25 protein-coding genes are annotated in these 24,944 nt (G+C 61.3%); 12 read left to right on the forward strand and 13 right to left on the reverse strand.

Annotated features, from left to right (window positions below; translation table 11 throughout):
- Nucleotide 1: 1 nt before the first annotated feature.
- The 6 genes from ARUE_RS21195 to ARUE_RS21220 are packed head-to-tail and all read right to left on the reverse strand — an operon-like array spanning nucleotide 2 to nucleotide 6,074.
- Nucleotides 2-406 (reverse strand): rhodanese-like domain-containing protein, encoded by a 405-nt coding sequence (locus tag ARUE_RS21195; protein ID WP_014923267.1) that lies wholly within the window; start codon nucleotides 404-406, stop codon nucleotides 2-4.
- Nucleotides 403-1,218: an IclR family transcriptional regulator gene (locus ARUE_RS21200; protein ID WP_011776680.1), complete on the reverse strand. Its 816-nt coding sequence runs from the start codon at nucleotides 1,216-1,218 to the stop codon at nucleotides 403-405. The genes ARUE_RS21195 and ARUE_RS21200 overlap by 4 nt, the downstream gene beginning before the upstream one ends.
- Nucleotides 1,219-2,841 carry a beta-N-acetylhexosaminidase gene (locus ARUE_RS21205; RefSeq protein ID WP_014923268.1) on the reverse strand — a complete coding sequence of 541 codons (1,623 nt, stop codon included), beginning with the start codon at nucleotides 2,839-2,841 and terminating at the stop codon, nucleotides 1,219-1,221.
- Nucleotides 2,838-3,749: a carbohydrate ABC transporter permease gene (locus tag ARUE_RS21210; RefSeq protein WP_014923269.1), complete on the reverse strand. Its 912-nt coding sequence runs from the start codon at nucleotides 3,747-3,749 to the stop codon at nucleotides 2,838-2,840. The genes ARUE_RS21205 and ARUE_RS21210 overlap by 4 nt, the downstream gene beginning before the upstream one ends.
- Complete coding sequence (locus ARUE_RS21215; RefSeq protein WP_011776683.1) at nucleotides 3,746-4,738, reverse strand: carbohydrate ABC transporter permease; 993 nt, start codon at nucleotides 4,736-4,738, stop codon at nucleotides 3,746-3,748. The genes ARUE_RS21210 and ARUE_RS21215 overlap by 4 nt, the downstream gene beginning before the upstream one ends.
- A 43-nt stretch (nucleotides 4,739-4,781) precedes the next feature.
- Entirely contained in the window at nucleotides 4,782-6,074 is a 1,293-nt protein-coding gene (locus ARUE_RS21220) for an extracellular solute-binding protein (protein ID WP_011776684.1), read from the reverse strand.
- A 279-nt stretch (nucleotides 6,075-6,353) separates the two neighbouring features.
- Here ARUE_RS21220 and ARUE_RS21225 point away from each other — a divergent pair, with 279 nt between their 5' ends.
- From ARUE_RS21225 to ARUE_RS21235, 3 genes are read left to right on the forward strand one after another with little or no spacing between them, the layout of a single operon-like run.
- The gene (locus ARUE_RS21225; RefSeq protein WP_014923270.1) at nucleotides 6,354-6,719 is read left to right on the forward strand and encodes a metal-sensitive transcriptional regulator; all 366 of its coding nucleotides are present in this window, start codon (nucleotides 6,354-6,356) and stop codon (nucleotides 6,717-6,719) included.
- A 49-nt stretch (nucleotides 6,720-6,768) separates the two neighbouring features.
- Nucleotides 6,769-7,002 carry a heavy-metal-associated domain-containing protein gene (locus ARUE_RS21230; RefSeq protein WP_043471595.1) on the forward strand — a complete coding sequence of 78 codons (234 nt, stop codon included), beginning with the start codon at nucleotides 6,769-6,771 and terminating at the stop codon, nucleotides 7,000-7,002.
- An 8-nt stretch (nucleotides 7,003-7,010) separates the two neighbouring features.
- Nucleotides 7,011-9,440 carry a heavy metal translocating P-type ATPase gene (locus tag ARUE_RS21235; protein WP_014923272.1) on the forward strand — a complete coding sequence of 810 codons (2,430 nt, stop codon included), beginning with the start codon at nucleotides 7,011-7,013 and terminating at the stop codon, nucleotides 9,438-9,440.
- Between the two features lie 78 nt (nucleotides 9,441-9,518).
- Here the strand turns inward: ARUE_RS21235 and ARUE_RS21240 are convergent, their stop codons facing one another.
- On the reverse strand, nucleotides 9,519-9,791 hold the full coding sequence (locus ARUE_RS21240) for a DUF2277 domain-containing protein (RefSeq protein WP_011776687.1): 273 nt from the start codon (nucleotides 9,789-9,791) through the stop codon (nucleotides 9,519-9,521).
- A 158-nt stretch (nucleotides 9,792-9,949) separates the two neighbouring features.
- On the opposite strand from ARUE_RS21240, the gene ARUE_RS21245 reads away from it, so the two are divergent.
- Nucleotides 9,950-10,213: a WXG100 family type VII secretion target gene (locus ARUE_RS21245; RefSeq protein WP_011776688.1), complete on the forward strand. Its 264-nt coding sequence runs from the start codon at nucleotides 9,950-9,952 to the stop codon at nucleotides 10,211-10,213.
- A gap of 160 nt (nucleotides 10,214-10,373) precedes the next feature.
- On the opposite strand, the gene ARUE_RS21250 is transcribed toward ARUE_RS21245, so the two are convergent.
- Nucleotides 10,374-11,414 carry an EamA family transporter gene (locus ARUE_RS21250; protein WP_014923274.1) on the reverse strand — a complete coding sequence of 347 codons (1,041 nt, stop codon included), beginning with the start codon at nucleotides 11,412-11,414 and terminating at the stop codon, nucleotides 10,374-10,376.
- 71 nt (nucleotides 11,415-11,485) lie between these two features.
- On the opposite strand from ARUE_RS21250, the gene ARUE_RS21255 reads away from it, so the two are divergent.
- On the forward strand, nucleotides 11,486-12,034 hold the full coding sequence (locus ARUE_RS21255; protein WP_011776690.1) for a CGNR zinc finger domain-containing protein: 549 nt from the start codon (nucleotides 11,486-11,488) through the stop codon (nucleotides 12,032-12,034).
- A 96-nt stretch (nucleotides 12,035-12,130) separates the two neighbouring features.
- Here the strand turns inward: ARUE_RS21255 and ARUE_RS21260 are convergent, their stop codons facing one another.
- The 3 genes from ARUE_RS21260 to ARUE_RS21270 all read right to left on the reverse strand — a co-directional run bounded on the left by ARUE_RS21260 (nucleotide 12,131) and on the right by ARUE_RS21270 (nucleotide 14,478).
- A complete protein-coding gene (locus ARUE_RS21260; RefSeq protein ID WP_014923275.1) occupies nucleotides 12,131-12,475 on the reverse strand; it encodes a hypothetical protein in 345 nt (114 codons plus the stop codon).
- A 68-nt stretch (nucleotides 12,476-12,543) separates the two neighbouring features.
- Nucleotides 12,544-13,128, reverse strand: a complete 585-nt coding sequence (locus tag ARUE_RS21265; RefSeq protein ID WP_187329908.1) for a hypothetical protein — start codon at nucleotides 13,126-13,128, stop codon at nucleotides 12,544-12,546.
- A 9-nt stretch (nucleotides 13,129-13,137) separates the two neighbouring features.
- Entirely contained in the window at nucleotides 13,138-14,478 is a 1,341-nt protein-coding gene (locus ARUE_RS21270) for an MATE family efflux transporter (RefSeq protein ID WP_014923277.1), read from the reverse strand.
- 41 nt (nucleotides 14,479-14,519) lie between these two features.
- Here ARUE_RS21270 and ARUE_RS21275 point away from each other — a divergent pair, with 41 nt between their 5' ends.
- The 7 genes from ARUE_RS21275 to ARUE_RS21305 all read left to right on the forward strand — a co-directional run bounded on the left by ARUE_RS21275 (nucleotide 14,520) and on the right by ARUE_RS21305 (nucleotide 21,752).
- The gene (locus tag ARUE_RS21275; protein WP_014923278.1) at nucleotides 14,520-15,095 is read left to right on the forward strand and encodes a putative antibiotic biosynthesis monooxygenase; all 576 of its coding nucleotides are present in this window, start codon (nucleotides 14,520-14,522) and stop codon (nucleotides 15,093-15,095) included.
- A 68-nt stretch (nucleotides 15,096-15,163) separates the two neighbouring features.
- Nucleotides 15,164-15,598: a DoxX family protein gene (locus ARUE_RS21280; RefSeq protein WP_014923279.1), complete on the forward strand. Its 435-nt coding sequence runs from the start codon at nucleotides 15,164-15,166 to the stop codon at nucleotides 15,596-15,598.
- A 209-nt stretch (nucleotides 15,599-15,807) separates the two neighbouring features.
- Entirely contained in the window at nucleotides 15,808-16,140 is a 333-nt protein-coding gene (locus ARUE_RS21285; protein WP_051025041.1) for a PEP-utilizing enzyme, read from the forward strand.
- Complete coding sequence (locus ARUE_RS21290) at nucleotides 16,137-16,700, forward strand: hypothetical protein (RefSeq protein ID WP_014923281.1); 564 nt, start codon at nucleotides 16,137-16,139, stop codon at nucleotides 16,698-16,700. The genes ARUE_RS21285 and ARUE_RS21290 overlap by 4 nt, the downstream gene beginning before the upstream one ends.
- 47 nt (nucleotides 16,701-16,747) lie before the next feature.
- A complete protein-coding gene (locus tag ARUE_RS21295; RefSeq protein ID WP_011776698.1) occupies nucleotides 16,748-17,722 on the forward strand; it encodes an acyl-CoA thioesterase in 975 nt (324 codons plus the stop codon).
- A 418-nt stretch (nucleotides 17,723-18,140) separates the two neighbouring features.
- A complete protein-coding gene (locus ARUE_RS21300; RefSeq protein ID WP_014923282.1) occupies nucleotides 18,141-20,717 on the forward strand; it encodes a LuxR C-terminal-related transcriptional regulator in 2,577 nt (858 codons plus the stop codon).
- A 375-nt stretch (nucleotides 20,718-21,092) separates the two neighbouring features.
- Nucleotides 21,093-21,752 carry a hypothetical protein gene (locus ARUE_RS21305; protein ID WP_238324428.1) on the forward strand — a complete coding sequence of 220 codons (660 nt, stop codon included), beginning with the start codon at nucleotides 21,093-21,095 and terminating at the stop codon, nucleotides 21,750-21,752.
- Nucleotides 21,753-22,826: 1,074 nt separating this feature from the next.
- Here the strand turns inward: ARUE_RS21305 and ARUE_RS21310 are convergent.
- Nucleotides 22,827-23,378, reverse strand: coding sequence for a hypothetical protein (locus tag ARUE_RS21310; protein ID WP_014923283.1), 552 nt, complete (start codon nucleotides 23,376-23,378; stop codon nucleotides 22,827-22,829).
- 234 nt (nucleotides 23,379-23,612) lie between these two features.
- On the reverse strand, nucleotides 23,613-24,866 hold the full coding sequence (locus tag ARUE_RS21315; protein ID WP_014923284.1) for an ATP-binding protein: 1,254 nt from the start codon (nucleotides 24,864-24,866) through the stop codon (nucleotides 23,613-23,615).
- Between the last annotated feature and the right edge of the window lie 78 nt (nucleotides 24,867-24,944).

Raw genomic sequence — 24,944 nt, forward strand, 5'->3', positions numbered from 1 at the left:
CTCAGGCCGTGTGTGCTGTCACCAGCGCATCCGGCTTACCTTGTACGGGCCCCGCGGCTGTCTCAACGGGGAGCCCGTTTCGGATCCAATACTCGATTCCGCCGATCATTTCCTTCACCGAATACCCCAGTTCCGCGAAGGCCAGCGCAGCGAACGTGCTGCCGTTGCACCCTGGGCCCCAGGAATAGACCACTACTCGGGAGCCGGCTGGGACAAGTTGCTCCGCGAGGGCCGGTATCTGTGCGGTCGGAATATGTACGGCGCCTGGAATATGTCCGTGGTCCCATGAGGATTGGCGGCGGGTATCCACCACAATCCAGGTGCCGGGCGCTGACTCTGCCACTTCCATGACGTCGATCTCGCACTCCAGCTTCGCGCGAAAGTATTCAGATGCAGTAATACTCATGCGAGTTTCGCCAACTTCGCAGACGCCCGGCGGGAGCCCAGCTTGGCGGAAATCCGGAGGCTTGTCTCTGCGGCCATCGGCCCGACTTCACGGACACGCTTGGCGGTCATCCGGGAGGACAAGGAAGAGACAGACAGCGCTGCCACCACGTGATCGTCATGCCCGAAGATCGGGGCGGCAACGCAGCGAACCTCCGGTTCATTCTCCCGGTCATCAATGGAATACCCGCGCCGCCGGATGGCTTCAAAATCAGCTCGGAGCAGTGTCGGGTCCGTGATGGTTTTGTCCGTGAGGGGTTCCAAGTTTCCTGCCAGGATCGGTCCCACCACTTCCTCCGGACTGAACGCGAGCATGGCCTTCCCAACTGCAGTGCAATAGGCCGGCATCGTGGCGCCCACCCGCGACGCCATGCGCACCGTGGCTTCGTCCTCCACTTTGTCCAGGTAGACAACGTCGTGCCCGGAAAGAACCACCAAATGGCAAGTGCTTTCCGTGGCACGCATGAGAGTCCGGAGTTCGCCGTTGGCCACGCTGCGTAGATCCACGCGATCCAGGTAGGACTGTCCCAGCCGCAAACAGCCATGGCCCAGGCGGAACTTGCCTGTTTCGTGGTCACGCTCCAGCAGGTTTTCTTCAAGCAGAGGCGCAGCCAAACGCAACAACGTGCTCTTGTTGAGACCGGAGAGCCGGGTGAGCTCCACGAGTGCAAGCCCATCACCATTGCCTGGTTCCTCGGCCACCACAGTCAGCAAAGCCAGTGCCTTGCGCAGCGATGCCGAGGAATTGCGGGCATCCTTGCCTTCAGTAGTCACTCAGTTCCTCACGAGGTGCTCGGCGTCGTAATCGCGTTTCCAACCCTCCACACCCGGCCGCTGCTGCCATGGCGCGGGACCGGACAAAGGCCGATACTCCACGCCCATGGCCTCGAGCCGCGCCAAGTGTGCACCTGTGAGTCGGGTCAGGAACTCATCGTAGTCCCGGCCCGCGGGGTTGGACCAGAACACTTCGGAGATGGCGCTGAGGCGCGGGAACGCTGCGAACTGCACGCGGCGCGGTGAATCCAAGTGCTCGCTCCAAATGTTGGCTTGGGCTCCTAGGAGCCTGCCCGGGAAGTCCGTGCCTTCAACTCCTGGCAACGGCTCAAACTCGTAGACAGCCTGCAAGGTGGTCACGAAACCAACGGGGACGGGTTCGTCGTCACCGTCGGCCTGGCGGTGGTCCAGGTAGAGCTTGTGCTCAGGGCACATCACAACGTCGTAGCCCTTGCGCAGGGCGTCAATCCCGCCTTCGTACCCGCGCCAGGACGCCACAAGCGCACCGTCCGGAAGGCCGCCGTCGCCGATCTCGTCCCACACGGACGTGGCGCGGCCGTGGTGCTTCAGATGCAACGCCAGCTGCCCGACGAACCAACTGTGCAAGCCGGAAACGTCGTCCAAGCCCAACTCTGCAGCCTTTGCCTGTGCTTGGGCACTCGCCTGCCATTGCGTGAGTGGCACTTCGTCGCCGCCCAGGCTTATCCACGGGGAGGGGAAGATCTCCACCACCTCGTCCAGGACATTCCGGTAGAACTCCAGCGAGGTTTCGGAGACTTCCAAGACGGTCTCATTGATGCCCCACCGCGTCCATACCTCCACAGGAGATGAACCGTCAGCCGGGCCCGCACCGAGCTCCGGATACGCCGCGATGGCAGCTTGGCTGTGGCCCGGAATATCGATCTCCGGGATGACAGTGATATGCCGGTCCGCGGCGAACGCCACGATCTCCCGGAGATCGTCCTGCGTATAGAAACCACCGTGCGGGCGGCCGTCGAATACTCCTGCGCGCCAGGAACCAAGCGACGACTCCCGGCGCCACGCACCAGTTTCGGTCAGCTTGGGGTAGCGGTTAATTTGCATCCGCCAGCCCTGATCGTCCGTGAGGTGCAGGTGAAGAACGTTGAGTTTATGCATGGCCATCACCTCGATGAACCGGAGCACGTTGTCCTTGGGCATGAAATGCCGCGCGACATCCAGCATGGTCCCGCGGTAGCCGAATCGCGGCTTGTCCTCCACAGACACACGGGGAACCGACCATCCCTCAACAGCAACAACAGGAGCCTGCCTCAACGCCGCTGGTCCCAACAACTGCAATAGCGTCTGCGCGCCGTAGAAAGCGCCAGCAACGCCACCCGCAGAAATCACGACGGCGTCACTCACCTCCAAGCGGTAGGCCTCGGCGTCCAGCGAAGGGTCCAGCAGGAGGCGGATGCCCGCCTCACGAGCAGGCGCGGGAGCCAGGTCCCAACCCGTAGCTCCGCCCAAAGCCCGGGTGAGCCAGCGGCGAGGACCGCGCAGTTCAGGGTCGGCACCCACGGAAGTGCCGGCGTCGAGCTCCAACTCGCCCGTGCCTGCGGAGAAGGACCACGGGGCTGGGATCAATTGGTGAAACGCGCTCATCCCTTCACCGCCCCGGCCAGTCCGGACACGAGCTTGCGCTGGACTGATACGAAGAAGATCAGCACTGGAATGGTCATGATGACCGAGCCGGCCATGATGGCTCCCCAATCGTTTTGGTCGGGCTTGAAGAACGTCAGCAAAGCCATGGGCAGCGTCTGATTCTCCTGGGCGGAAATGATGAAGGTCTTGGCGAACAGGAAGTCGTTCCACGTGGAAATGAACGAGAAAACTGAACATGCCACCACACCCGGCGCCACCAAAGGGAACAGGATGGAGCGGACAAAGCGGAAGCTGCTGGCGCCGTCCAAACGGGCAGCCTCCTCGACTTCCAGCGGAACAGCGGCCACGAAACCACGCAGCATCCAGATGGCGAACGGAATACTGAAGCCGACATGGACCAACACCAGCGAGCCCAGTTGGTTCAGGCCCACCAACGGGATGGCCTCACCGGCATTGCGCAGCAGGAAAAAGAGCGGAATGGTCAGGGCTTCCACAGGCACCATCTGCGAAACCAGGATGATGATCAGCAGCTTGGTGCGCATCTTGAAGTTGTAGCGGGTCAACGCCACAGCCGCGAGGAACGCCAGGATGGTGGAAAGCACCACAACCACCAGCGCCACGATCACGCTGTTCAGGAAATACTGGCCAAAATTGTTCACACCCAGGACGCGCCCGAACGAGTCCAGCGACGGTTCCAGTGTGTACGGCGCCGCATCACCGGCGTCGAGCGCTGTTTTGGGCTTCAGCGCGGACAGCACCATCCAGAACAGCGGGAAGGCAACAATCAGCGCGATGACAATCGCGGCGGCATCCGCCCCGAAGCGACGCTTGCCCTGCTTGCGCAGCTTCTGCGGAGCCTCGGCTTTGGCGCTTCGGCGCGGGACTGATGAAACGTCGACGGCGGTCATAGGGCTTCGCCTGTTCTCTTAAGGATCCGGAGGTACACCAGCGTGATGACCATGAGCAGCGCGGTCATGATCACGCCGAGCGCGGAACCGAGGCCATAGAGGCTCGCGGCGAACGCCTGCTGGTAGCCGTAGACGTTGAGCACCAGGTTCTGGCCGGCGATCCCGCCACCGTTGGTCATGATGTAGATCTGCGAGAAGATCTTGAAGTTCCAAATAATGGATTGGATGGTCACCACGATCACGATAGGCCTGAGCATCGGGAGCATGATGCTGCGGGCAATGCGGGGCATGGAAGCGCCATCAATTCTGGCGGCTTCAATGACCTCCGTGGGGATGGCCTGGATGCCTGCGTAGACCGTGACCAGCACGAACGGGAACGAGCACCACACCACTTCGCTGGCTACAAGTCCGAAAGCCGACCATTTGTCGTAGGTCCATGAGTAGCCCTCGAACTGCGTCAGCCCGATGGCCACCAGAGTCTTGTTGACAAGGCCCAAGGTGGGCTCGAACAGGAACAACCACACCGCGCTGCCCGTGACGGCCGGGGTAGCCCATGCACCGAGCGACACCACGAACAGCATCGAACGGACCCACGGGCGCAGCCTGGTGGCCAGCACCGCCAGCGAACTGCCCACCAGCAAGGTGAAGACCACGCAGGCAGTGGCGAAGACCACCGTGTTGCCTAGAACAGTCCAGAACTGCGGATCAGCGAAGAGCTTCTGGTAGTTCTCCAGACCCACAAAATTCAGGGGTGCCTTGCCGCTGACTTGCGCCTGGCGGTAGTCGTACAGGGAGACGTTGATCAGCTGGAAGATCGGGTAGCCGAGCAGTGCGATCAGGACGATGAAGGCAGGGGCAAGATAGAGCCAGGGCTCCAGACCGCGTTTTCCGTTGGCAAAACGCCGGGACTTGCGGGTCGCCGTCGTCGGGCCTTTGCCTGGCGTACCGCCCTGCGGTGTCTCAGGCAGAACCGGGGTGAGCGCTGTCATGATGCGCCTTTGGTTGTTGGACTTTGTGATGGGCCGCAGCGCATTACTTGGACCCGAATGCCGTGTTCATTGCCGTTGCGGCCTCAGTGGTTGCGGCGTTGACGTCAGCCTTGCCCGTGACCACCTTCTGGTACATGCCGGTGAAGACACCCTGGGCATCGATGGTGGACCAGCTCTCAGTTACCGGGACAAACTTGGTTCCGGCGGCCAGGGTGTTGATGAACGGTTCAACCTGCTTGTTGTTCTCCGCAACGGACTTCTGGACATCGCTGAACGTGGGGAGGTTGCCCATGGAATCGAACATCTTCTGCTGATACTTCTTGCTGGCCAGGAGCTTCACGAAGTCAGCTGCCAAGGTGCGGCGTTCGCTGCTGTTGAAGACACCCAGATTGTTGCCGCCGGCGAAGGCCGGCGCGATGGAGCCTGCAGTCTTCCCTGGAACCGGAACCACTGCGAACTTGTCCTTAATGGCGCTGGCCGCAACTGCCTTGTAGTTGAAGTCGCCGCCAATGGTCATGGCCGACTTGCCTGCAATGAACTGCTGGACGCTGGCGTTGCCGCCGAACTCCGCGCAGGTCTGGGCCGGGCAGATGTCGTCCTTGAGGAGGCGAGAGTAGGCTGCGACGCCTTCGCGGGACTCAGCGGAGTCCAGGCCGGCAACGAACGTATCGCCTTCCTTCGTAGCGATCTCGCCGCCGTTGGCCCACAGATACGGCATGGCAGAGAACTGCGCCGCGCCGCCGACGGAGATGCCTAGCAGCTCCGGGTTTGCTGCGCGAACGGCGCGGGCAACGGTTTCTATCTCATCCAAGGTCTTGGGTACCTCAAGACCGAGCTGCTGCAGGAGATCAGTGCGGTAGTAGAGGGCACGAACGCCGACGAACCATGGCACACCGTAGTTCTTGCCATCGATCTCGGTGGTGTCCAGGATCTTCTGGTCCAGGTCCTTCGCCTCATCCCAGGACGTGATGTCCTCGGTGACGTCGGCCAAGCCGCCGGACGCAACGTAGCTGGCGAGGTCGGTGTTGCCGAACTCGGCCACGTCCGGGGCGCTGGAAGGATCGTTGAACGCGGCCTTGAAGCGTTCGGCGCGGCTGTCTACTGGAATGTACTGGACGTCGATCTTGGCACCACTGTGTGCCGCTTCGAATTCAGTAACGGCTTCCTTGACCACTGCGGACTTGGGATCCTGGTTGACCTCGGAGAAGAGCCAAACGCGGACAGTGCCCGTCTGCTCGTCCGAGCTGGAGGCTGCATTGTTTGACGTGGGCGGAGCGCAAGCGGTTAATGCGAGCGCTGCGATGGCTATTGCCGCGGCGGAGCGTGCGAGTTTCAAGTGTCCTCCATGGAGAAATGTTGGGTTCCGCGGGATTTCCCCCTCCGCGGCTATGAGACCAAACACTATGAACGCGCAGGTGTGGGCGGAAGCACATTTACCAAAAGGTTTGCATTGCAAACAAGAATCCAATTTTAAGGTGTTTTGGTCTATACCTAGATCGCTTTTTGGTCTAGTCCTTTGGCTTCCTGCGACTCGACGGGTGCGTAGCTGAGGTTCGGGCTATATACCCCCAGGGGGTACTTGACGCGATACCCCCTACGGGTATAGCTTCGAGTTATGAGCACGCCAGACCTGAGCATGAGCCATCCGGATGCACCCATCATCGAGGTGGATCTGGAGCACGCCGCACCCCACGGGTACACCAGCAACAAGGACGCGTACCTCAAACGCTTGAAGCGGATTGAGGGGCAGGTCCGAGGTATTGCGCGCATGGTGGAGGACGACAAATACTGCATCGACATCCTCACCCAAGTAGCAGCCGCAACCAAGGCACTCCATGCGGTCAGCCTGGGACTCGTTGAAGAGCACATCGGCCACTGTGTGGTGGGTGCAGCCTCCGAGCCCAATCCCGAAGCCCGCGCCGAACAGATCGACGCCAAAGTGAAGGAGGCCACCGATGCCATCGGGCGCCTGCTGCGGTAACTCCGCCACCAACCACCACACCATTCAACTCATCACCAAGGAGCACGCCATGAGCCAGACCATCCAGACCAACGTCAACGTTTCGGGTATGACCTGCGGCCACTGTGTCTCCAGCGTCAGCGAAGAAATCGAATCGCTCAGCGGCGTCGAAAACGTGGCAGTGGATCTCAACCCCGGTGGCCTGTCCACTGTGACCATCACCTCAACCAAGGAGCTCTCGCCGTCGGAAATTGGCGAGGCCGTGGCAGAAGCCGGCTACCTGGTGGTAGCCAACGAAGCTTAGGAGTCCTCTTGAGTAGCCAGGAGACTTTCAACCAACCCGCACACAGGGTCATCGAGCTGGACATCGAGGGCATGACCTGCGCCTCGTGTGTCAATCGAGTGGAACGAAAACTGGGAAAACTCGAGGGTGTAGAGGCCAGCGTCAACCTGCCCCTCGAATCAGCCCACGTCACAGTCCCAGCATCAGTGACGGATCAGCAGATCGTGGACACCGTCAATGCCACCGGCTACAAAGCCACCGTCCGCCAAGCCCCGGCGGCCCACGGACACACCTCCACCAAACAAACCCACGATCGTGGCGCCGCTGTAACGATGCCACGCGGCGAAGCCGGCGGCGTGCGGCAGCATGCGTCTAAGGGAGGCACGACCGAGCATGCAGAGCACGGCGCCGACTTCGCCGCCCAAGCCAACCACGGCGAGCACGGCGAGCACGCTACACACGAAGACCACATGGCTCACGGCCCAGCAGCCTCTACACTGCGCCCCCGCCTGATCGTCGCGGCCCTCCTGACCATCCCCGTGTTCGCAATCTCCATGATCCCCGCGTTGCAGTTCGCCAACTGGGGATGGGTTGTAGGTGCGCTTGCCCTACCAGTGGTGAGCTGGGCGGCCTGGCCCTTCCACCGGGCAGCGGCCATCAACGCACGGCACTTCGCTTCCACCATGGACACGCTCGTTTCCATTGGCGTCATCGCCGCCTACCTCTATTCGGCGTGGCAACTCTTTGTGGATCCCCGGATGACCGAACACCCCGGCATGGAAAACATGTCCGGTGGTGGCCTCTACTTTGAGGTCGCTGCGGTGGTCACAACGTTCCTGCTTCTGGGTCGCTACCTTGAAGCCAACGCCAAGGCCAAAGCGGGCAATGCCCTCAAGGCACTGCTGAATCTGGGCGCCAAGGATGCAACCATCCTGGTGGATGGCGTCGAGCAGAAGATTCCCGCGGATCAGCTCCTCGTGGACGACGTCATCGTTGTCCGCCCGGGCGAAAAGATCGCTACCGACGGCGTGGTCACGGACGGTGCATCCGCCGTCGACGCCTCACTTGTCACGGGCGAATCGGTGCCGGTGGAGGTTGGACCGGGCAGCTTGGTGACGGGCGCTACCATCAACACTTCCGGCCGGCTGCTGGTCCGGGCCACCCGCGTGGGCTCCGACACTACGCTCGCCCAGATGGGGCGTCTGGTCAGTCAGGCGCAGACGGGCAAGGCGCCCATTGCGCGGCTCGCTGACAGGATCAGCTCTGTCTTCGTCCCGATTGTCCTGGTTATCGCCCTGGCCACGTTCCTTCTGTGGCTGTTCTTCTCGGGCGACCTCAACGCAGCCTTCACCGCCGCCGTCGCCGTCCTGGTCATCGCTTGCCCCTGCGCCCTGGGCCTGGCAACTCCCGTCGGGCTACTGACGGGGACGGGCCGCGGAGCTCAGCTGGGCATCCTCATCAAGGGCCCTCAGGTTCTTGAGGACACTCGCCACGTGGACACCATCCTGCTGGACAAGACGGGCACCGTGACCAGTGGCAAGCTCGCTGTGGACCACACAACGGGCCTCAACGGCTACTCGCCGGCCACCGTCTTGACGTTGGCCGGAGCGGTTGAGTCGGCATCAGAGCATCCGATCGCGCACGCAATTACGGCCGCGGCGAAGGACGCCATGCGCGACGCCGGCACTCTCCCTGGTGTTGACGGCTTCAGTTCCGCTCCCGGCGGCGGCGTCAGGGGGTCCGTTGCAGTTGACGGGGTCTCCAAGATGGTGGTCGTCGGACGCTCGGGCTGGCTGGAGGAGAACGGCATCCCGCTCGATTCAAGCCAACGGGAAGCCCTCACGGCCGAAGAAAACGGCGGCGCCACTGCTATCTGGGTTGCGGTGGACGGCAAGGCCGCCGGAATCGTGAGCCTGAGCGACACCATCAAACCTGGCTCGGCAGCTGCGATACAGAAGCTTAAGGGAATGGGAATTCGGCCCATCCTGCTGACCGGCGACAATGCTGCAGTTGCCGCCCAGGTGGCTGCCGCCGTCGGGATCTCACCGGACGACGTGTTCGCCGGCGTACTGCCGGAGGGGAAAGTTGAGGCGGTCAGGAAGCTGCAGGCATCCGGTGCGACGGTTGCCATGGCCGGTGACGGCGTGAACGACGCCGCGGCCTTGGCACAGTCGGACCTTGGAATCGCGATGGGATCCGGCACGGATGTGGCGATAGAAGCCTCGGATTTGACGGTGATGGGCAGTGACCTGGGTCAGCTGGTGCAGGCGATTGAGCTGTCCCGCAAGACTCTGTCCACCATCAAGACCAACCTGTTCTGGGCGTTCTTCTACAACGCAATCGGCATCCCGGTGGCAGCACTCGGGTTCCTGAACCCGATGATCGCCGGCGCAGCAATGGCAGCCAGCTCGGTGCTGGTAGTAGCGAACTCGCTGAGGCTGCGCTCGTTCGGTAAGTAGACCCAACCGACTGGCAGTAGTGGTTGTTCTGACCCTTTAGAACAACCACTACTGCCAGCTACATTTGCGGCCGGGGCTCTAAGCAGTCCCGAACCGAACCGCAGCCCGGGCCTTGGCTTTGGCGGCTTCCTCGTCACGATTCTTAGCCGGGCCGTGGCTCACCAAGGAGTCCAGGAGATGCTGCGTAATATGGGCGATCTCGTGGACAGCCTCCGCGAAAGCTTCCTCATTGGCTTTGGAGGGCTTGGTGGATCCGCTGATTTTGCGCACGTATTGCAGGGCAGCGGCCTCCACTTCGGCGCTCGTGGCGTGCGGTTCGAAGTTATGCAGGGTCCTGATATTGCGGCACATAACCCCATGCTAACTATGGGCAGTGCTCCATGGGGAGGGGTGCCCATCGACGGTTTTTGGATTCCCGGGATAGGTTTTAGCTATTGGATCTTCCGGATGAGCCGGAGGCCGCTGGGGATGCCGAAGAGCTCGGGTCCGAAAAAATGAAGGAGAATCTCATGGCTATTTGGGGTGCAGATGTTGATCAGCTTCGTCAGCTCGGTAACAAGCTGAAGGCCGGTGCTGAGAACATCGAGCAGCAGCGTTCACAGCTCAAGGGCGCACTTGACGGCACCGACTGGAAGGGCCCGGACGCTGACAAGTTCCGCGGCGAGTGGGACAGCCAGCACGCTTCCAACCTGAAGAAGGTTGCCGACGCACTTCGCGAAGCCGGCGATCGCGCTCAGAAGAACGCTGAGCAGCAGCAGCAGGCCTCCAACTAAGACAGTTGGAAGAACCCCGGACGCAGCAGCGTCCGGGGTTCTCGCTGTTAAGGGCGCCGAAACCCGGCCTTGTTCGTCCATGTTGCCGTTGTACGGCGAGGAGCTCGAACAACTCCGGGAATCCCGCGGCCCGGTTGCCCGGAAGCCTTGTTTGTGGCGCTTAGTTGTGGGGCGCCTTCGCGGCCCGCCCGGTGGGGACGGGCTCGACGTCGTTCGGGTGATCCAGAACCCGGGTAACTTCCTGAGATGCCCGGTCTGCCTTTCGATCTCCGCGCAGCTCATCGACGCGTACCAGGACCACGCCGCCCACAATGAGCAGGCCGCCCAGCAGCTGAATTGGCCCGGGGAGTTCACCCAAAAGCAGCCAGGCCCAGATCACGGCGAAGAGCACTTCGGTCAGGGATACGAACGACGCCACCTTCGAACCCAGGCTGCGGGCAGCCATGATTCCGGAAACGTACGCCAGCACTGTGGCCAGGATGATAAGCCCGACGGCGGAGACCCACCAGGGAGTGGTCCACGGCCCAAGCGTTGTGTCGGCGGTGCTGAAACTCATGGGAAGCAGTCCCAACAGGCCCACGAGCCATATGACCAGCGCTCCCACAAACAGACCCCCGGAGGCGAGCACCAGTGGAGGCAGAGAGTCGTTCTCCTTCGCGGTAATGAAGAAGTAGATCACCAGGCAGACGGCGGCGGCCATACCCCAAAGAACTCCGATGAAGTCGACCTTCACGGCGCCGGTCAGGTCAAGCACCAGAACCAGGCCGCCCAGGGACAACAGGGCACCGGCAGCGGTGAGTGCGCGGGGTCGCCGTCGGCTGGCAATCCAGAGCCACAGCACAATCATCACGGGCGCCAGGTACTCCAGCAGTAGTGCTACGCCCACGGACAAGCGGGCCACAGCATTGAAGTAGAAAAGCTGGCAGCCGGCCACTCCGATGAGCCCGAACAGCAGGATGGTGAGCCAGTTGTCCTTGAGTTGGTGCCAGCGGCCGCGAAGAACCACGACGGCGGGAATCGCCAGGATCAGTGCGGCACCAGTGAGGCGCACGGCAACCGCGGCGCCGGGTGACCAACCGGTCTCCAGCATCGACTTGGCAAACGAGCCGGACGTGCCGAAAACGGCGGAAGAAAAGAGTGCGATGCCGAGTCCCGATGCCAGGAAACTCTTTGCATCAGCCTTCGTCGTTGGAGCTGACACAGCAGCCTCCTGTCAGGAGTAAAGTGGGCTTATGGTCATGACAGTACTCCCGAAACATGTAAGGAGTCAAAGTGCTTTTTGCGCCTGACACCGAGGTTGCCCTTCGTAGCGTCGTCAATCTCATCAACACTGCCGCCAACGGTGAGGAATCCCTGGCCACGGTGGAGGACCTCGACTCATTCCTGGACGCCGAAGAGTTCACTGGCTCACGGGTAAATACTCCTGCGGAACTGAACAGCATTAAGCGTCTGCGCAGCGAACTGGCTGCACTTTGGAGCGCCGACGAAGACACTGCGGCCAAGTCCGTCAACAAGCTGCTCACCGACGCCAAGGCGCTCCCCCAGCTCGTGAAACACGATCACTGGGATTGGCATCTCCACGCCACCACGCCGGAAGCGCCCCTGGCAGACCGGATGGGCACTGAAGCTGCCATGGCCATCATCGACGTCATCCGCAGCAAAGAGATGGAGCGCATGCGCGTATGCGCCGCGGACGACTGTGACGCCGTGGTTCTGGACCTCAGCCGCAACCGCTCAAAGCTCTACTGCGACACCGGCAACTGCGCTAACCGCGCCCACGTCGCGGCATATCGGGCAAGAAAGGCCGCCGAGGGCGAGTAATACCGGAGGGCTGCACCAAGCTCAGCACGTCACGCAGAAAATCCGACACCCCACAAAAAAGGCGCTCCCCCACTAAGATGAGGAAGCGCCGGAAAGTCAGCGGCCGTCGTCGGGCGTTTCAGTCCCGTCATCCGGACCACCAGGACCGCCGTGGCCGGGACGCTTGGAGCTGAGGTTGACGCCGGAACCCTTGCCGAGGTGGTCGGCGTTCTCCTTGTGGCTCATGGACAGCATGGCGGCCACAACGAGGCTCACGATGAACGCGATGCCGGCGCCAGTGAAGGCGAGGTCGAAGCGCGGGGCACGCGCGCTTCCGCCGGACGCGAAAATGAGCACGGCAACAAAGGCCAGTACTGCAAAGAACGCGGAGAACATGAGGGGTCCCTTGACCGAGGTCCGCATCTTGCGCGGTTCTCCTGGTGTCTGGTCTGCCACGGTCATTCCTCCAATGATGGCGGTTCGTGTCCGCCGGTCAGTAAAAGTTCTACAACGAGTAGAACGTCCAACTCCTAGTTTACGGCCTCAGGCGAAGCGCCGGGCGCAGCAGCTTGGGCCGGGCCTCCGGCAGCGGTCCGTGCGTCGTGCCGCAGCGTCAGGCCGGACAGGATCCACAGCACACCGGAAATGATGGCCCCGCCACCGGCAACGCCCAACAGTGCATGCGCGCCCAGCGACGTGAAGAACGGCAGCATCACCGCAGTGCCCACAGCAATAACGCCCGAGATGAGCCAGTCACGCGCCAACGAGTCCCGCTTCCGGAGGCCCTGGACGAACTCAAGGAGGCCCAGCACCAGCAATGCAAACATGGCCGAAAGGGCAACCCCGTCGTCAGACTGTGTGACCAACGCGCCGATGCCTCCGAGCGCAACAACCACCGGCACGGCAACGGGCAATGCGCGGGACATCCACACAGCCGCTGCAGTCGCCAGCAGGTACAGCCCCACAGCCCACGCCATGACGTGAACGGATGGCGAAGCCCAAAAGATGGTGACCGCACCGAACAACAGCGCAACCGTCGCGCGGATCAGCACGGGTTTCCAGAGTTCAGCCGCGGAGGCAGAAGGAGACTGGGCAGGAGTCGCTGGGAGAGTCACCCGTCCAGTTTAGTGCGAACCGAGCACCATCCACCGATCGGTCCTCGCGCGCAGCCCCAAAGTCACGCCGCGGGCCAGCATGTAGCCCAACGCAAACGCCGCCCACAACCAAAGGAGCCCCGCCTCGCCGTCGGGCTTTGTTTGGTGGATGACCACCAGCAACGGCAAGTAGACCACCAAATTTACGACGCCGGCAACCGCCAGGTAGCGTGCGTCGCCGGCGCCTATGAGAACTCCGTCCAGGACGAACACGTAGCCAGCCAGGGGCTGCCCCACGGCGAGGACCCAGAGGGCGACGGTGAGGGCTGACCGGACACCGGCGTCGGAGGTGAAGAGGTATCCGGCCCAGGGTGCCGCAATGGCCAGAAGCACGCCGGTGATCACACCGAACCCGAGTCCCCAGCGGATCATGGTGCGGGTCAGTTCACGCACGCGTTCTGCGTTCCTGGCGCCGAGTTCCTTGCCGATCAGGGCCTGCGCCGCAATGGCCAGCGCATCCAAGGCAAAGGCGAGGAAGGAGAAAATCGTCATGGCCAGCTGGTGTGCCGCAAGGTTCACGGCGCCTTGGGCGGTCACCACGAGGACAGTTGCGAGGATTGCCAGGCGAAGGCTCAGCGTGCGGAGCATGAGCCACGAACCCACCTTGGTCATGGCCCGGACGCCGTGCCGGTCGGGCTTGAGGGACACTCCGTGGTGCCGCGCATTCCGGCCGACCATCACCAAATAGACGGCGGCCATGGCCCATTGTGCAATGCTCGTGCCAATCGCGGAGCCAGCCACGGACATATTCAACCCGTACACGAAGAACACGTTGAGGGCGATGTTGACGGCGAAGCCCGCAGTTGCCACCACCAGCGGCGTCCGGGTGTCCTGCAACCCCCTCAGGACGCCCGTGCCGGCAAAGATAAGGAGCATCGCGGCCAAGCCAGGCATGGACCAGCGAAGGTAATCGACGGCGAATTGCTGCACGTCGCCAGTAGCTCCCATGAACCCAACCAACGGCTCGGCCGCAACGAAACCGGCCACGGCGAGCGCCAGCCCGAGCAGCAGTGCCAGCCAGACGCCGTCGCGCCCTGCTGCCAAAGCCTTCCCCAGCTTGCCGTCGCCGATCGCCCGGGCGACTGCCGGCGTCGTCGAGTATGCCAGGAAGACCATGAGCCCCACGGCGGTGTGCAGGATGGTGGATGCAAGGCCAACACCTGCCAGCTGGTCGACGCCCAGGTGCCCCACGATTGCGGAGTCAGCCAGCAAGAACAGCGGCTCGGCAATGAGCGCGCCGAAGGCAGGGACGGCCAGGCGCAGGATCTCGCGGGCGTTGGAGCGGGGTGTGGTGGTTGTGGTTTGAGGCACTAAACAAGCCTAGTCGGCCGCGGGCCGGGTACATTTGGGCGGTGTCTCACGAGCAACCCGTCACCGTTTCCGTAGCCCGCACCATTCTTCCCGGCTATACCCGGCAGGCCAATGCTTGGGCCCATGCAGGCCAGGAGCTCGCCCGCGAATGGCCTGGATATCTGGGATCCGGCTGGGTGCGCAATGGGGTGGACTCCGCTGAATGGCACATGCTTTACCGCTTCGCGGACGCCGATTCACTGCAGGAGTGGGAGGACTCCGAGGAGCGTCGCTGGTGGATCGATAGCGCCAGGGACATGATGGAGACCACGCGGGTGGAGCGGCACACGGGCATCGAAGGATGGTTTTCGCGGCCCGGGGACGTCTCGGTGGTTGTGCCCGAAACAGTGGTGCCGCCACGCTGGAAGCAGGCCATCAGCATCTTCCTGCCCTTCTTCCCGCTCAGTCTGCTGGCAAATTTCCTACTGCACCCCCTGACCCAGGACTGGCCACTGGTGTTGTCGGTGCTGCTCAACATCGTCATCCTGACGCCTTTGATGACGTATATCTTCCTGCCGATCACCACCAGGCTCCTCCAGCCGTGGCTTCAAGCAAAGCCGCGCAAGCGGCCTCGGTAGCTGAGGCTTTGGTCATAAAAAGCCATGATTAGTTGACACTTCAACTTAATTTCGGAAGGGTTGAAGACATGAACAAGTCCAGCTTGACCACCACAGCCCTGACCATCCTGCGTGTTATCGCAGGATTTCTCTTCGCCGCGCACGGTTGGCAGAAGTTCAACGAATTCACCATCGCCGGCACGCAAGCCTCTTTCACGCAGATGGGAGTGCCCGGCGCTTCCGCTGTGGCCCCGATCGTCGCCACGCTCGAGCTTGTGGGTGGCATCGCCCTGATCATCGGCCTTCTGACCCGCGTCTTTGCTGCCCTTTTGGCCGTCAACATGCTCGGCGCGCTCTTCCTGGTGCACGCCCCAGCCGGCGTATTCGTCGGTAATGGCGGGTACGAGCTTGTGCTGCTGTTTGCAGGCGCCGCATTGGCTCTCGCACTGGCCGGCGCGGGCAGGATCTCCGCCGACGCCGCACTGTTCGGCCGTCAAAGCTCCAAGCTGCGCGTCCTCGCGTAACCCCCCCCACCCCCGGACGCTCTCTCAGATAACACGCCCTTCAGCCCGATGCTCTCTCACTCTCTTCAGGAAAGTGAGAGAGCATCCGGCTTTAAGGGCCAGGATGTGAGAGAGCGATCCAAGTCATGGCGCCGTTCCAGCGGGCGCTGCCAGGGAGATGTTGGTGCCGGGGCCGTGCTTCTGCAGCTTTCGGTGGTACAAATAGCCTGATGATGACCCTCCTCACCGGCGTCGGCGCCAGCACTGGTACAGCCCGAGGCACTGCCCGGCTCATCCACGGCCCCGACGAATTCACGCGCTTCCAGTCCGGCGACGTACTGGTTTGCCGCACTACCGACCCCGCGTGGACGCCCCTCTTCGGCATGGCATCAGCGGTGGTCACGGAGACCGGAGGAATGTTGTCGCACGCTGCGATCGTCGCACGCGAGTTCGGGATCCCGGCCGTGCTGGGAATTCGTGATGCGCTGAACCTGCTCGCTGACGGGGAAACGTTGGCCGTTGATGGATCACTGGGAACCGTCACCCTGATGGATACCAAATGACGCTCCTCACTTTGCATGCCGTCCGCCTGCTTGGTTTCGCAGATACCCCAACGGTTGCGGCCCGCTTCTCGCAAGACCCCGGCTTGGTGGAGTCCCAACTCATCGACGCCGGTGTGAACGGCTTGGTTTCGCACAGCACCTTCGCGGGGACCAGCGGTTGGTCCCTGTCGAGCCTCGGGAGGGCTGAGAACCAGAGATTACTGGCCGAAGAACTGGACCGCACCGGTGCGCGCATCGCAGTCTTGGCCGTTCATGAGGACTTCGCGGACATCAACACCGGAGTTGTGGCTGCCTGCAGCGCCATCCAGCTGCAGACATCGCCCAGTGAAGACGCCATGGATGTCCTGATAGGCGCCTTGGCGTCGTGGCGTCCACTCGAAGCGCAGCTGACCGGTTTGCTGCCTCGCTTCGGCGGCTACTCCGAGCGCCTGCTGCTCGCGCTGAAGCACGCGGTCCAGGACACGGCATGGCTCGCCGCTACCGATCGCGATTCCTTCCATCGGGCATGGTTCGAACTTCATGAGGACCTCATTGCGACCCTCGGCATCCAGCGCCAGTAGTCAGTCTTAGTCACGTAACAGAAACCTGCCGCCAGTAAACTGCCACCATGAGCGATGATGCCGCCAACTCAGTGACCCTCCGCTTCCTGGCGGCTCCCATGGACATCGGACACAGCGGGTCCGTCGACGCCGGGACAGTCCTTGAGTGGGTGGACAAAGCAGCGTATGCCGCGGCGGTTGGTTGGGCCAAGGCGTATTGCGTCACGGCGTACGTGGGAAACATCCACTTCACAGACCCCGTGAACAGCGGCGACATGGTGGAAGTGACCTCCACCATCGTCTACACCGGCCGGTCCTCCATGCACATCCACACAGTGGTCAGTTCCCGCGATCCCAAAGGCGGGCCGGAAACAATGCACAGCCAGTGCATGGTGATCTTCGTGGCCGTCGGACCCGACGGGAAGCCGATTCCGGTCCCCCAGTTTGAGCCGTCCACACCCGAGGAAATAGAGCAGCGCGACCATGCGCTGGCTCGCATCGAGGTCCGCGAGCAGATCGTCAACGCGATGAACGCCCAGGAATATACCGACGCCGGAACAGCCGAGCGCGTCGTCCTGCGGTTTATGGCGTCCCCCACTGATGTGAACTGGGGCGGCAAGGTCCACGGCGGCATCGTGATGAAGTGGATCGACGAAGCCGCATACGTATGCGCCTCCCGATACTGCGGCAAAGACACCGTGGCCGTGTTCTCCGGGGGTGTCCGCTTCTACCGGCCCCTGCTGATAGGCCACGTCGTGGAGGTAGAAGCGCGGCTCGTGTACACCGGTGCCAAGGGCATGCATATCGCGGTCCACGTGCGCTCCGGTGATCCTAAAACCCGCGAAATGAACCTGACCACGTATTGCCTCACGGTGATGGTGGCGCGCGACGAAACAGGGACGGCAGTCCCCATCCCGCCCTGGGTACCCGTGTCTGACGAGGACAGGAAGTTGCATGCCCATGCCCGCGAACTCCTGGAAATCCGCGGCCGGGCACCAGGAAACCGGCTGCCGGATCATCTGAAGAAGCTCGCCGAGAGTTAGTGCGGGCTCCTACGTCTACTTAAGTGCCTCAGCAGCTTCAACAAGCTGCTGAGGCATCGTCATTTTCCGCGCCGTCTTCCCGGCGTTCGCCGTGTCGTTCCGGCGTTGGTCGTGCTCCAAACGCGTGCCGGCTTCCACGGCAGGCCTTCCCGGGCTTCCCCGCGCCTCCCGTGACCGACAACGGCGACTCCAGCGACCCCACATTCGTTATCAGTCCGGATGTGCTGGCCCCTCACAGAAGGAATCTCGGCGATTCCACGACACGAATCCAGCCATCGCGACACTTGAGGGTTGAGTGATTACGGCAAAAGAGGCGGAGGTGTTTCGGGGCTCGGACGAACCAGGCAGATCGAACAGCACAAAGGCTTTTTGGCACCGCCAAGTGGTCGAACAGCCTTTTCCATAAGGGGTCAGCAGTTTGCATAAGCAGAAGATAAATATCGTCCTGGACTACGTCTCCAAGGGTCTGGGCGTGAGAATCGTCGGCGCACCCGGTAGCGGCCGAACCAGTCTCCTCAAGAGCGTCGTTGCGAAACTGGAAGAAGACGGGGCCACGGTCTACACCATGTTCGCTGCACCAGCTCTTGCGGCAGTGCCTTTTGCAGGCGTTCTCTCTCTGGGCTTGGATCTTCGTTCCAGGACAATCGGAATTCTCGGCATCGTGGACCTCCTTTCGGTCCAGATGGCCAGGTCCGGGGTGCATCTGATTGCCATCGACGATCTGGAGAACCTGGATCGGGAGTCATTGGCAGTGGTTGATGTCCTGCGGAGAAGGAACAATGTTCCGCTGATCACCACCATGAACGATCGGCCGTTCCAGTCCAGAACTTCCGGCTACTTGGGGAGCATTCCCGAAGCAACTGTCTCCCTGCCGCCACTCGAATACGAACAAACCAGCAAACTCATTCTGAACACCCTTGGTCACCCCGCCGAAGTGGACGTGGTAGCGCGTGTTCTGAGTAAGTCCGGCGGCAATCTACGGTTGGCAGTCCGGATCATCCAAACCTCGGTCCTCAGTGAACGCTTGATTCTCAAGAACGGCCGATGGTGTCTGAACGGCACAAAGTTGATGAACGAACACCTTCACGGCACAGTGGAAGCCCTGCTTCAGGGGTTGCGGCCGGAAGAAGTCCGGGCACTCAACAAGATGTCACTTCTTGGACCCAGCCCGGTTGACCGCTTGGTGGCAGAAGTAGGCGAGGACGTCCTCGATAACCTTGAATACAACGGTTTGCTTTCGGTAATAGAAGGCCCGGACGAGACCCTCCTTGCGGCTGTCTTTCCACCAATAGTGGACGATTACCTTCGCGCCCACACGCTCAGCTCCAGGAGAATACTCCAGAGCGCAGTATCAGATCATGTCGCTGCAGAAGCGGGCGATCATCCTGCGCCAGCGCCCACAGATGACATGTTGTCTGCCTCGGTATCCGTGCTTCGCACGGAAATGGGCAGCAACCACGCGGCTGCCACCCGGTACTTCCAGCAGCGGCGCGACTCCTTTGAAGAAAACCGCTACCAAACATGGGTACGCGATCGCAGCCTGTCCAATGCTGTCGCGGTACTTAGTGTCTATTGGGGGGCGCCCGCCAACCCTCACCGAATCCAAGAGGTTCTCCGGCGAACTGACACTGAAAGTGGTGAATCAGAAGACCTCTTCTTCTTCACCATGTCCTTGGCTTGGTGGCAGTTCTCACACGAAAAAGACTTGGCCGGCGCAGTTGCAACAATGCAGGCTCTATCCTCCAAAGAACCACGCCTACTGCACGAAGCCAAAGCGTTCGCAGCATTCCTGACCGCAAACCATAGCGGCATGCCCAGCGACCATCATGTTTTCGCCGATGCCACGGGCCTTGGGCTGCAGGGCGGCATCATCCCCACCATGATGGGGATGCTGGAGCTATACCGGCTCAACCCCCAAGGAGCATTAAGCGCACTTGACTCAGCAAACGAGGCCTGCAGTTTTCCTAACTTCGAGTCTTTCATTCGCGGAATGGCAATGCTCTCGAGTGGCCGTGAAGAGGAGGCGCTGGTCATGGCACTCGACTGCCGGGAAAAGGCCTTACAGGACTTCGATCAGTTTGCTTTCGTAAGTCAGAGTTACATAGCAGCCCTCGCCCTCCTTCACCATGGTTTGTTCGATGAAGCCGAATATCTCATGGGTCGCGCCTTTTCATTGGGTAAACCGGGATTTCTTGTGGATTCGTTGCACGTGGCCATGCTGCGTCTTTCATCCCTGCGAAACGCTGTTCCGGCAACCTCCCATGGAGTGGCAGCGGGGTCTCAGGGCCGCGACATTGGACCGTTCCCTGGTTTAGGAACCGGGTTGCACGACCTCGCTGCCAGCCGTCCCGCCAGCGCCAAAGCCTTTGACGAAAGAGCCAGCCGAATCATCGAGAAGTCGCTGGCGCGCGGTTTTACTTTCGAAGCGATGCATACGGGGCTTTTTGCTCTGGGGCTCCTCCCGGGCCCCCGTGTCCGGAGGCTTCTCCAGAAGATCCTGGAGGACCGCGGGATCACGGTCCACGATCAGCTCCTCACCATTGCCGGCGCAGCCATAGAGATGGACCTTCCCCGCCTACGGCATTTGCTTGACACCTATGTGCTGGATGGAGACACGTTCCAAGTCGCGATGGTTCTTCGCGGAGCGGAGCAGCGGTGCCAGCTCAGCGGCGAGCCTGCTGCTGCGAGCGAGATGAGAAGGGCAGCCAAGGAGTTCACCGCCCGCTTCCGCATGGTGGGGACATTGTTCAATTTCAGATCAGAGCCTCCCGGCTCTTCCTTGACCATGAGGGAGATAGAGGTTGCCCTCGTCGCCGGGCAGCAAAGCAACCATGACATCGCCGAGCACTTCGGCATCAGCATCCGGACTGTGGAGAGCCACATATCCAACGCACTGCGGAAAACCGATACAACCACTAGAAAACAACTTGCTGATCTCATTCGAGCTGCGCCGAAGCCCCTAACGTCAGGCGCCACGGAGCAAGCCACTTCGTAGGGCCGCTTACACCAGGGCATGTACACGCTGCACCATTGCCAACGGAAAGACGCCTGAAGACGCAAGGGAGGTTGCCATAGTGGCCTCTCGTACTCGGTGATTCCGTACTTCTGACAACAGCGGGTTGCTCCGCCTGTCTGATTATGGAAGGGCCCGCGACACGAGGCGATCTGACTGCTCCCAAAGTACTAGGGGTGGGGAACCAAGGTCAGTGTGGTCACGGCGCGCTCTTGCCCCCTCGCTCCAACACTGAGCCCGCGCATTAGGGGCCACTGATAGGGCGCCGGAGCGGGCTAGTTTACTCATGTGTCAGATCAACATCACCTTACGGCTGGCGCGGGAGAAACCTGGGCTTGTGCATCGAACGGGGGCAAATTGGGAGCTGTTGCATACACCTTTGATGTCGATTTCGTCCACAGAAATCCGATCCTCTCCACGGCAATAATGTCCGAGTGGAAGACCAGTACCGAAGCCGCAACGCTGGGGAAGTTCTATAGCTCGTGGTCAGCCTTTTCGCTTGATCATCCAAGAGCTGCTCACTGGATAGCCCTGGATGCTTTTTTTGATGATGAGGTGCCCCTTCCACTTAAAGTTCGCACCATCGCGGCAACCGGCCGACGCTGCATTGTGTTGGGAAGGGTTAGCCCGGTTCAACGATCTGCGCTATCCGCAGAGGGTGCCGTTGCAATTCTGGATGATGACTGGACAGCTGCTGAGATTCCCGGGCAGATTGAAGCCATTGTGGTTGGGGCAGTACCCGTCCTTCCAGCACAATCAAGCATCGGAAGTAGGCTCACCGACCGTGAAATCCAAGTACTGGAGCTCTTCGCGCAACGCAGGGCTTTGACAGCTTCGTCTTTGGCCGCAGCACTTGGACTCCGTACCACCACCGTGCGAGGTCATCTCTTCCGCGGCCGTAGGAAGCTCACTGCGGCCGGCCTCAAGTGTGCCACGCGTGGAGAACTTGCCAACGCACTTCAGGAAATTGGGTACAGCCACACGGACGCTCAGTGGCATGCCGCTGGGAGATGGTGAACCAGCAAGGGACGCTGGTGAGCCAGGACAATGGCGAACAATCGACATGGTTCCCTGGTGGAGCTCAAGGTCGGCTTCCAGATGTGCGCACTGATCGCAACAGGCGGTAACAACCTGCCACTTAGATGTCTGGCCATCTACCCTTAGACCGTCGCAGCAGCCTAACCGATCTCAGGATTCCTTTGACGCGCTTTCCGTCGTTTCCGTCGGAAGGTGTGACCGATATGTTGTTCTCAGTGGAGCCATCCGCAAAGTCACACCCGAGGCATAGCCCTGTAGGTTCTGCTTGCCAGCACCGTATTTTCGCCCCTCCGAATTGCGGCCGTCTACTCGTCAGTGGGACGGAGGCACCGATCGCGGCGCCGGCATTCGCAACTCGACCCACTTGCCATTCAAATGCCGGGGCTGGGTTGGGGCCCTGTCAGGCATCCACTCGAGCCGGTCTCTGCGGCCTGAAACCTGTTAGGACGGCCTCGTCTGCGGCCTCGTCGGATGCTTCAGGCAGCTGCGGGTCACAGCGGAGGCTATCGCCAACTACGAGCAATCAGATGTGCGGTGACACGCTGATGGTGCAGCAGCTTCATCGGATCAGTGCTGGATGTCAGCGCAAAGCCGCTGAGAGGAATGCGCTTGGAAGGGCGTCGCGTAGACAATCCCGCGGCAGGGGTCTTCAGGACTCGCGGATCTACGGCAATAGCAGCGAGTAGCGGCATCGGCTCTTGGGCGGCGGAGTCCTTAATGCATTTCAGCTATGCCCTGGCGGAATCCAGGCTGAGGGGAACTTATGGGCTGATGTGGGCGGCTGATTAAGAATGCGCGCAGTAAAATCCACATGGCTTGATGGTGCGGAATAGCGGACTGCACATGGCCCGCGTTCGCGGGGTCGAACTTCCCATCCGGCGCGAATACCGAGACTCGGACCTGTGGGTGGAGAACGCGACCCACGGGTTCGACACGTGGGGGGAACCCGTAGGTACGCTCTCTTCCAATTCAGGGGCAATAACTATCCCCTTGACCCGGCATGGTCAATTGAAAGCGTCCACTGACCAAACCGGGGGACTATCGTTTCAACTTCTAGTCGCTTGAGTTCAGAACTACCTTGATGACAGACACCGTGGTGGTGCCGTTGTAGGTCACCGTCACGGTCATGGTAGCGGTAGATGGCACTTCATCAGAGCTCAGGTTCTGTGTACTCACTGCAAAGAGTGCAACACCATCAGCGCCCGTGACACTCGATGCATTCCGGCTCTGATCTTCCTCGGGGCCGTCATTATCCGGCGCCGGGTACTCGTAGATACCCAGGACGTCGCCGTCCTCATTCTGACCTGAGACCTGGACGGTGACGCTGGCCCCGACAATGGGGTTGCCGTTTGCGTCCGTTACCGTGACGGGGAAGTCGTACGCCCTCTGATCCGCATCTTCTTCATTGCTCCCATAGTGGTGGTCACCCTTCCAATCAGTGATGACGGTTCCGGGTCCAGGCGTCACTACGACAGGAGCGAGTGAGGCGGCGACCGCCGGAGTTGCGGCAGCTACTGCAATCAGTGGAATGCTCCAAGCCGTGCCGATAACAACCTTACGTCGGTCGATATCCGGATTTTTTATCTTGCCTTTATCCAAGGTCATCGTTTGCTCCTTCAAGCCAGTCAGCGCGCTAGCCGACTGAAGTAAATTTGAGGTGGAAATATTGGTGCAAACGGAACTTATCATTGTGCTCATTTGGCACAGTTTTCACTGCTTGGAATGTACTACACGATGTTCTGGTGGATAACGCACAACTGCTCCCGGCGTCGTTCCGGCTTAGCGGCCGCCCTCGGCACCGCCACAACATGCGAGGGGGTTACCCGCCGGGCCCAACCACTAGGCGGCTATCAGAAGGCCATGGGCCTGAAGTTCCTCCACACTACTCAGCAAATGGGACTCGTAACCGGTTGGGAGTCCTATCCGGGGCGCGATCCGCATGGCAAGGCCGTCGATGTCGCAGGGAGTTGCGAGTGCGTGCCAGATCGCCGGCCCTACACCGGATAGCCGGACTACCCCTTCGCCGGTCATGACAATCAGTTCTGATCCATCTCCATCTGCCAGCGGAATCTCAACGGCGTCTACCAGCTCGGCTCTCTTGAGAAGCGCGGGGCGATCACCGTCGTCGCACCCATGTCGTTCGGGCGGCTGCGTCCCCTCCCCCAGGACTGACGTCCACGTCTTGGAGATGGCTGGCCGCTCAAGGAGCGCGGGCAAAAGGACTGCCAAGTCTCCCGCCTCGCGGTAAGTCACCCTGACAGCGCCACCCGTGGCGTCAAGGATCTCGCATAGACGTCTCAGCGGCTGGTGGACGTCACCCAACGATGAGGTGTGCGGTGCCAATTCGATAATCGCTTCCGCATGACCCAGCGCGGTGACCGTGGGCACGCTGGCGTCCGGATTTCGGTCCAACAGGACCACTGACGCCAGCGTCGGCTTGGCCGGCGCCACGAGTAACCCAAGTTCGTCGGGGCCGATCTGATGCTTGGGAGCGGCCAGATCTTCGACTATCACGGAGAGTGGCTTCGCGTACGGAACGATCACGTCCGAGCCATCAACAGCAACGGTCTCATCTGTGACGTAGCCCAGAGCAGCGCCGAGGCGTCTTGTCGCGGTGGTCTTTCCCATGCCCGAACGGCCTACGAGGGCAACGGAACGGCCGGTTTTCCGATCAGCCAGTGCCGCGGCATGCAACATGACCAAGTCACCCCGGCCGGCGGTGATGCCCGCTAAGGTAACGGCGCTTGTCAGTTCCGATGCGAATTCCTTGAATGTACGGCCGGTTACGATGGCGGCGCCAACAGCCGAGGAGACCGTTGCCCGAAATGGACGTTCTCCCGAGTGGGCCAAAACTGCCGTCGGGATTTTCTCGGGACGCGGCATCGACTCGCCCGGAAGATCGAGGCAGCGGGACCAGGCACGCCGCAGCTCCGTTTGAAGGTCCTCGGTCACTCCCGCATGCAGCACCACGGAGACCTCTGCCCCCAGGACACGGAGATTTAATTCCCCCTGTATCGCATCCTTGGCTTGTTTTCCTGCCAACTCGACCCCTGCAATTATTTCGTGATTGCTCTCCGCCGACCCTGTAGTCATCGTGGTCCTCCTCTTCCTGGAAGTGGCCCTTTACTGAGGGCTTCAGCCCAGAGACCACTTACGGCGCACGCGCGGCGC

The organism is Arthrobacter sp. Rue61a (genome assembly GCF_000294695.2).
Taxonomy (GTDB): domain Bacteria; phylum Actinomycetota; class Actinomycetes; order Actinomycetales; family Micrococcaceae; genus Arthrobacter; species Arthrobacter aurescens_A.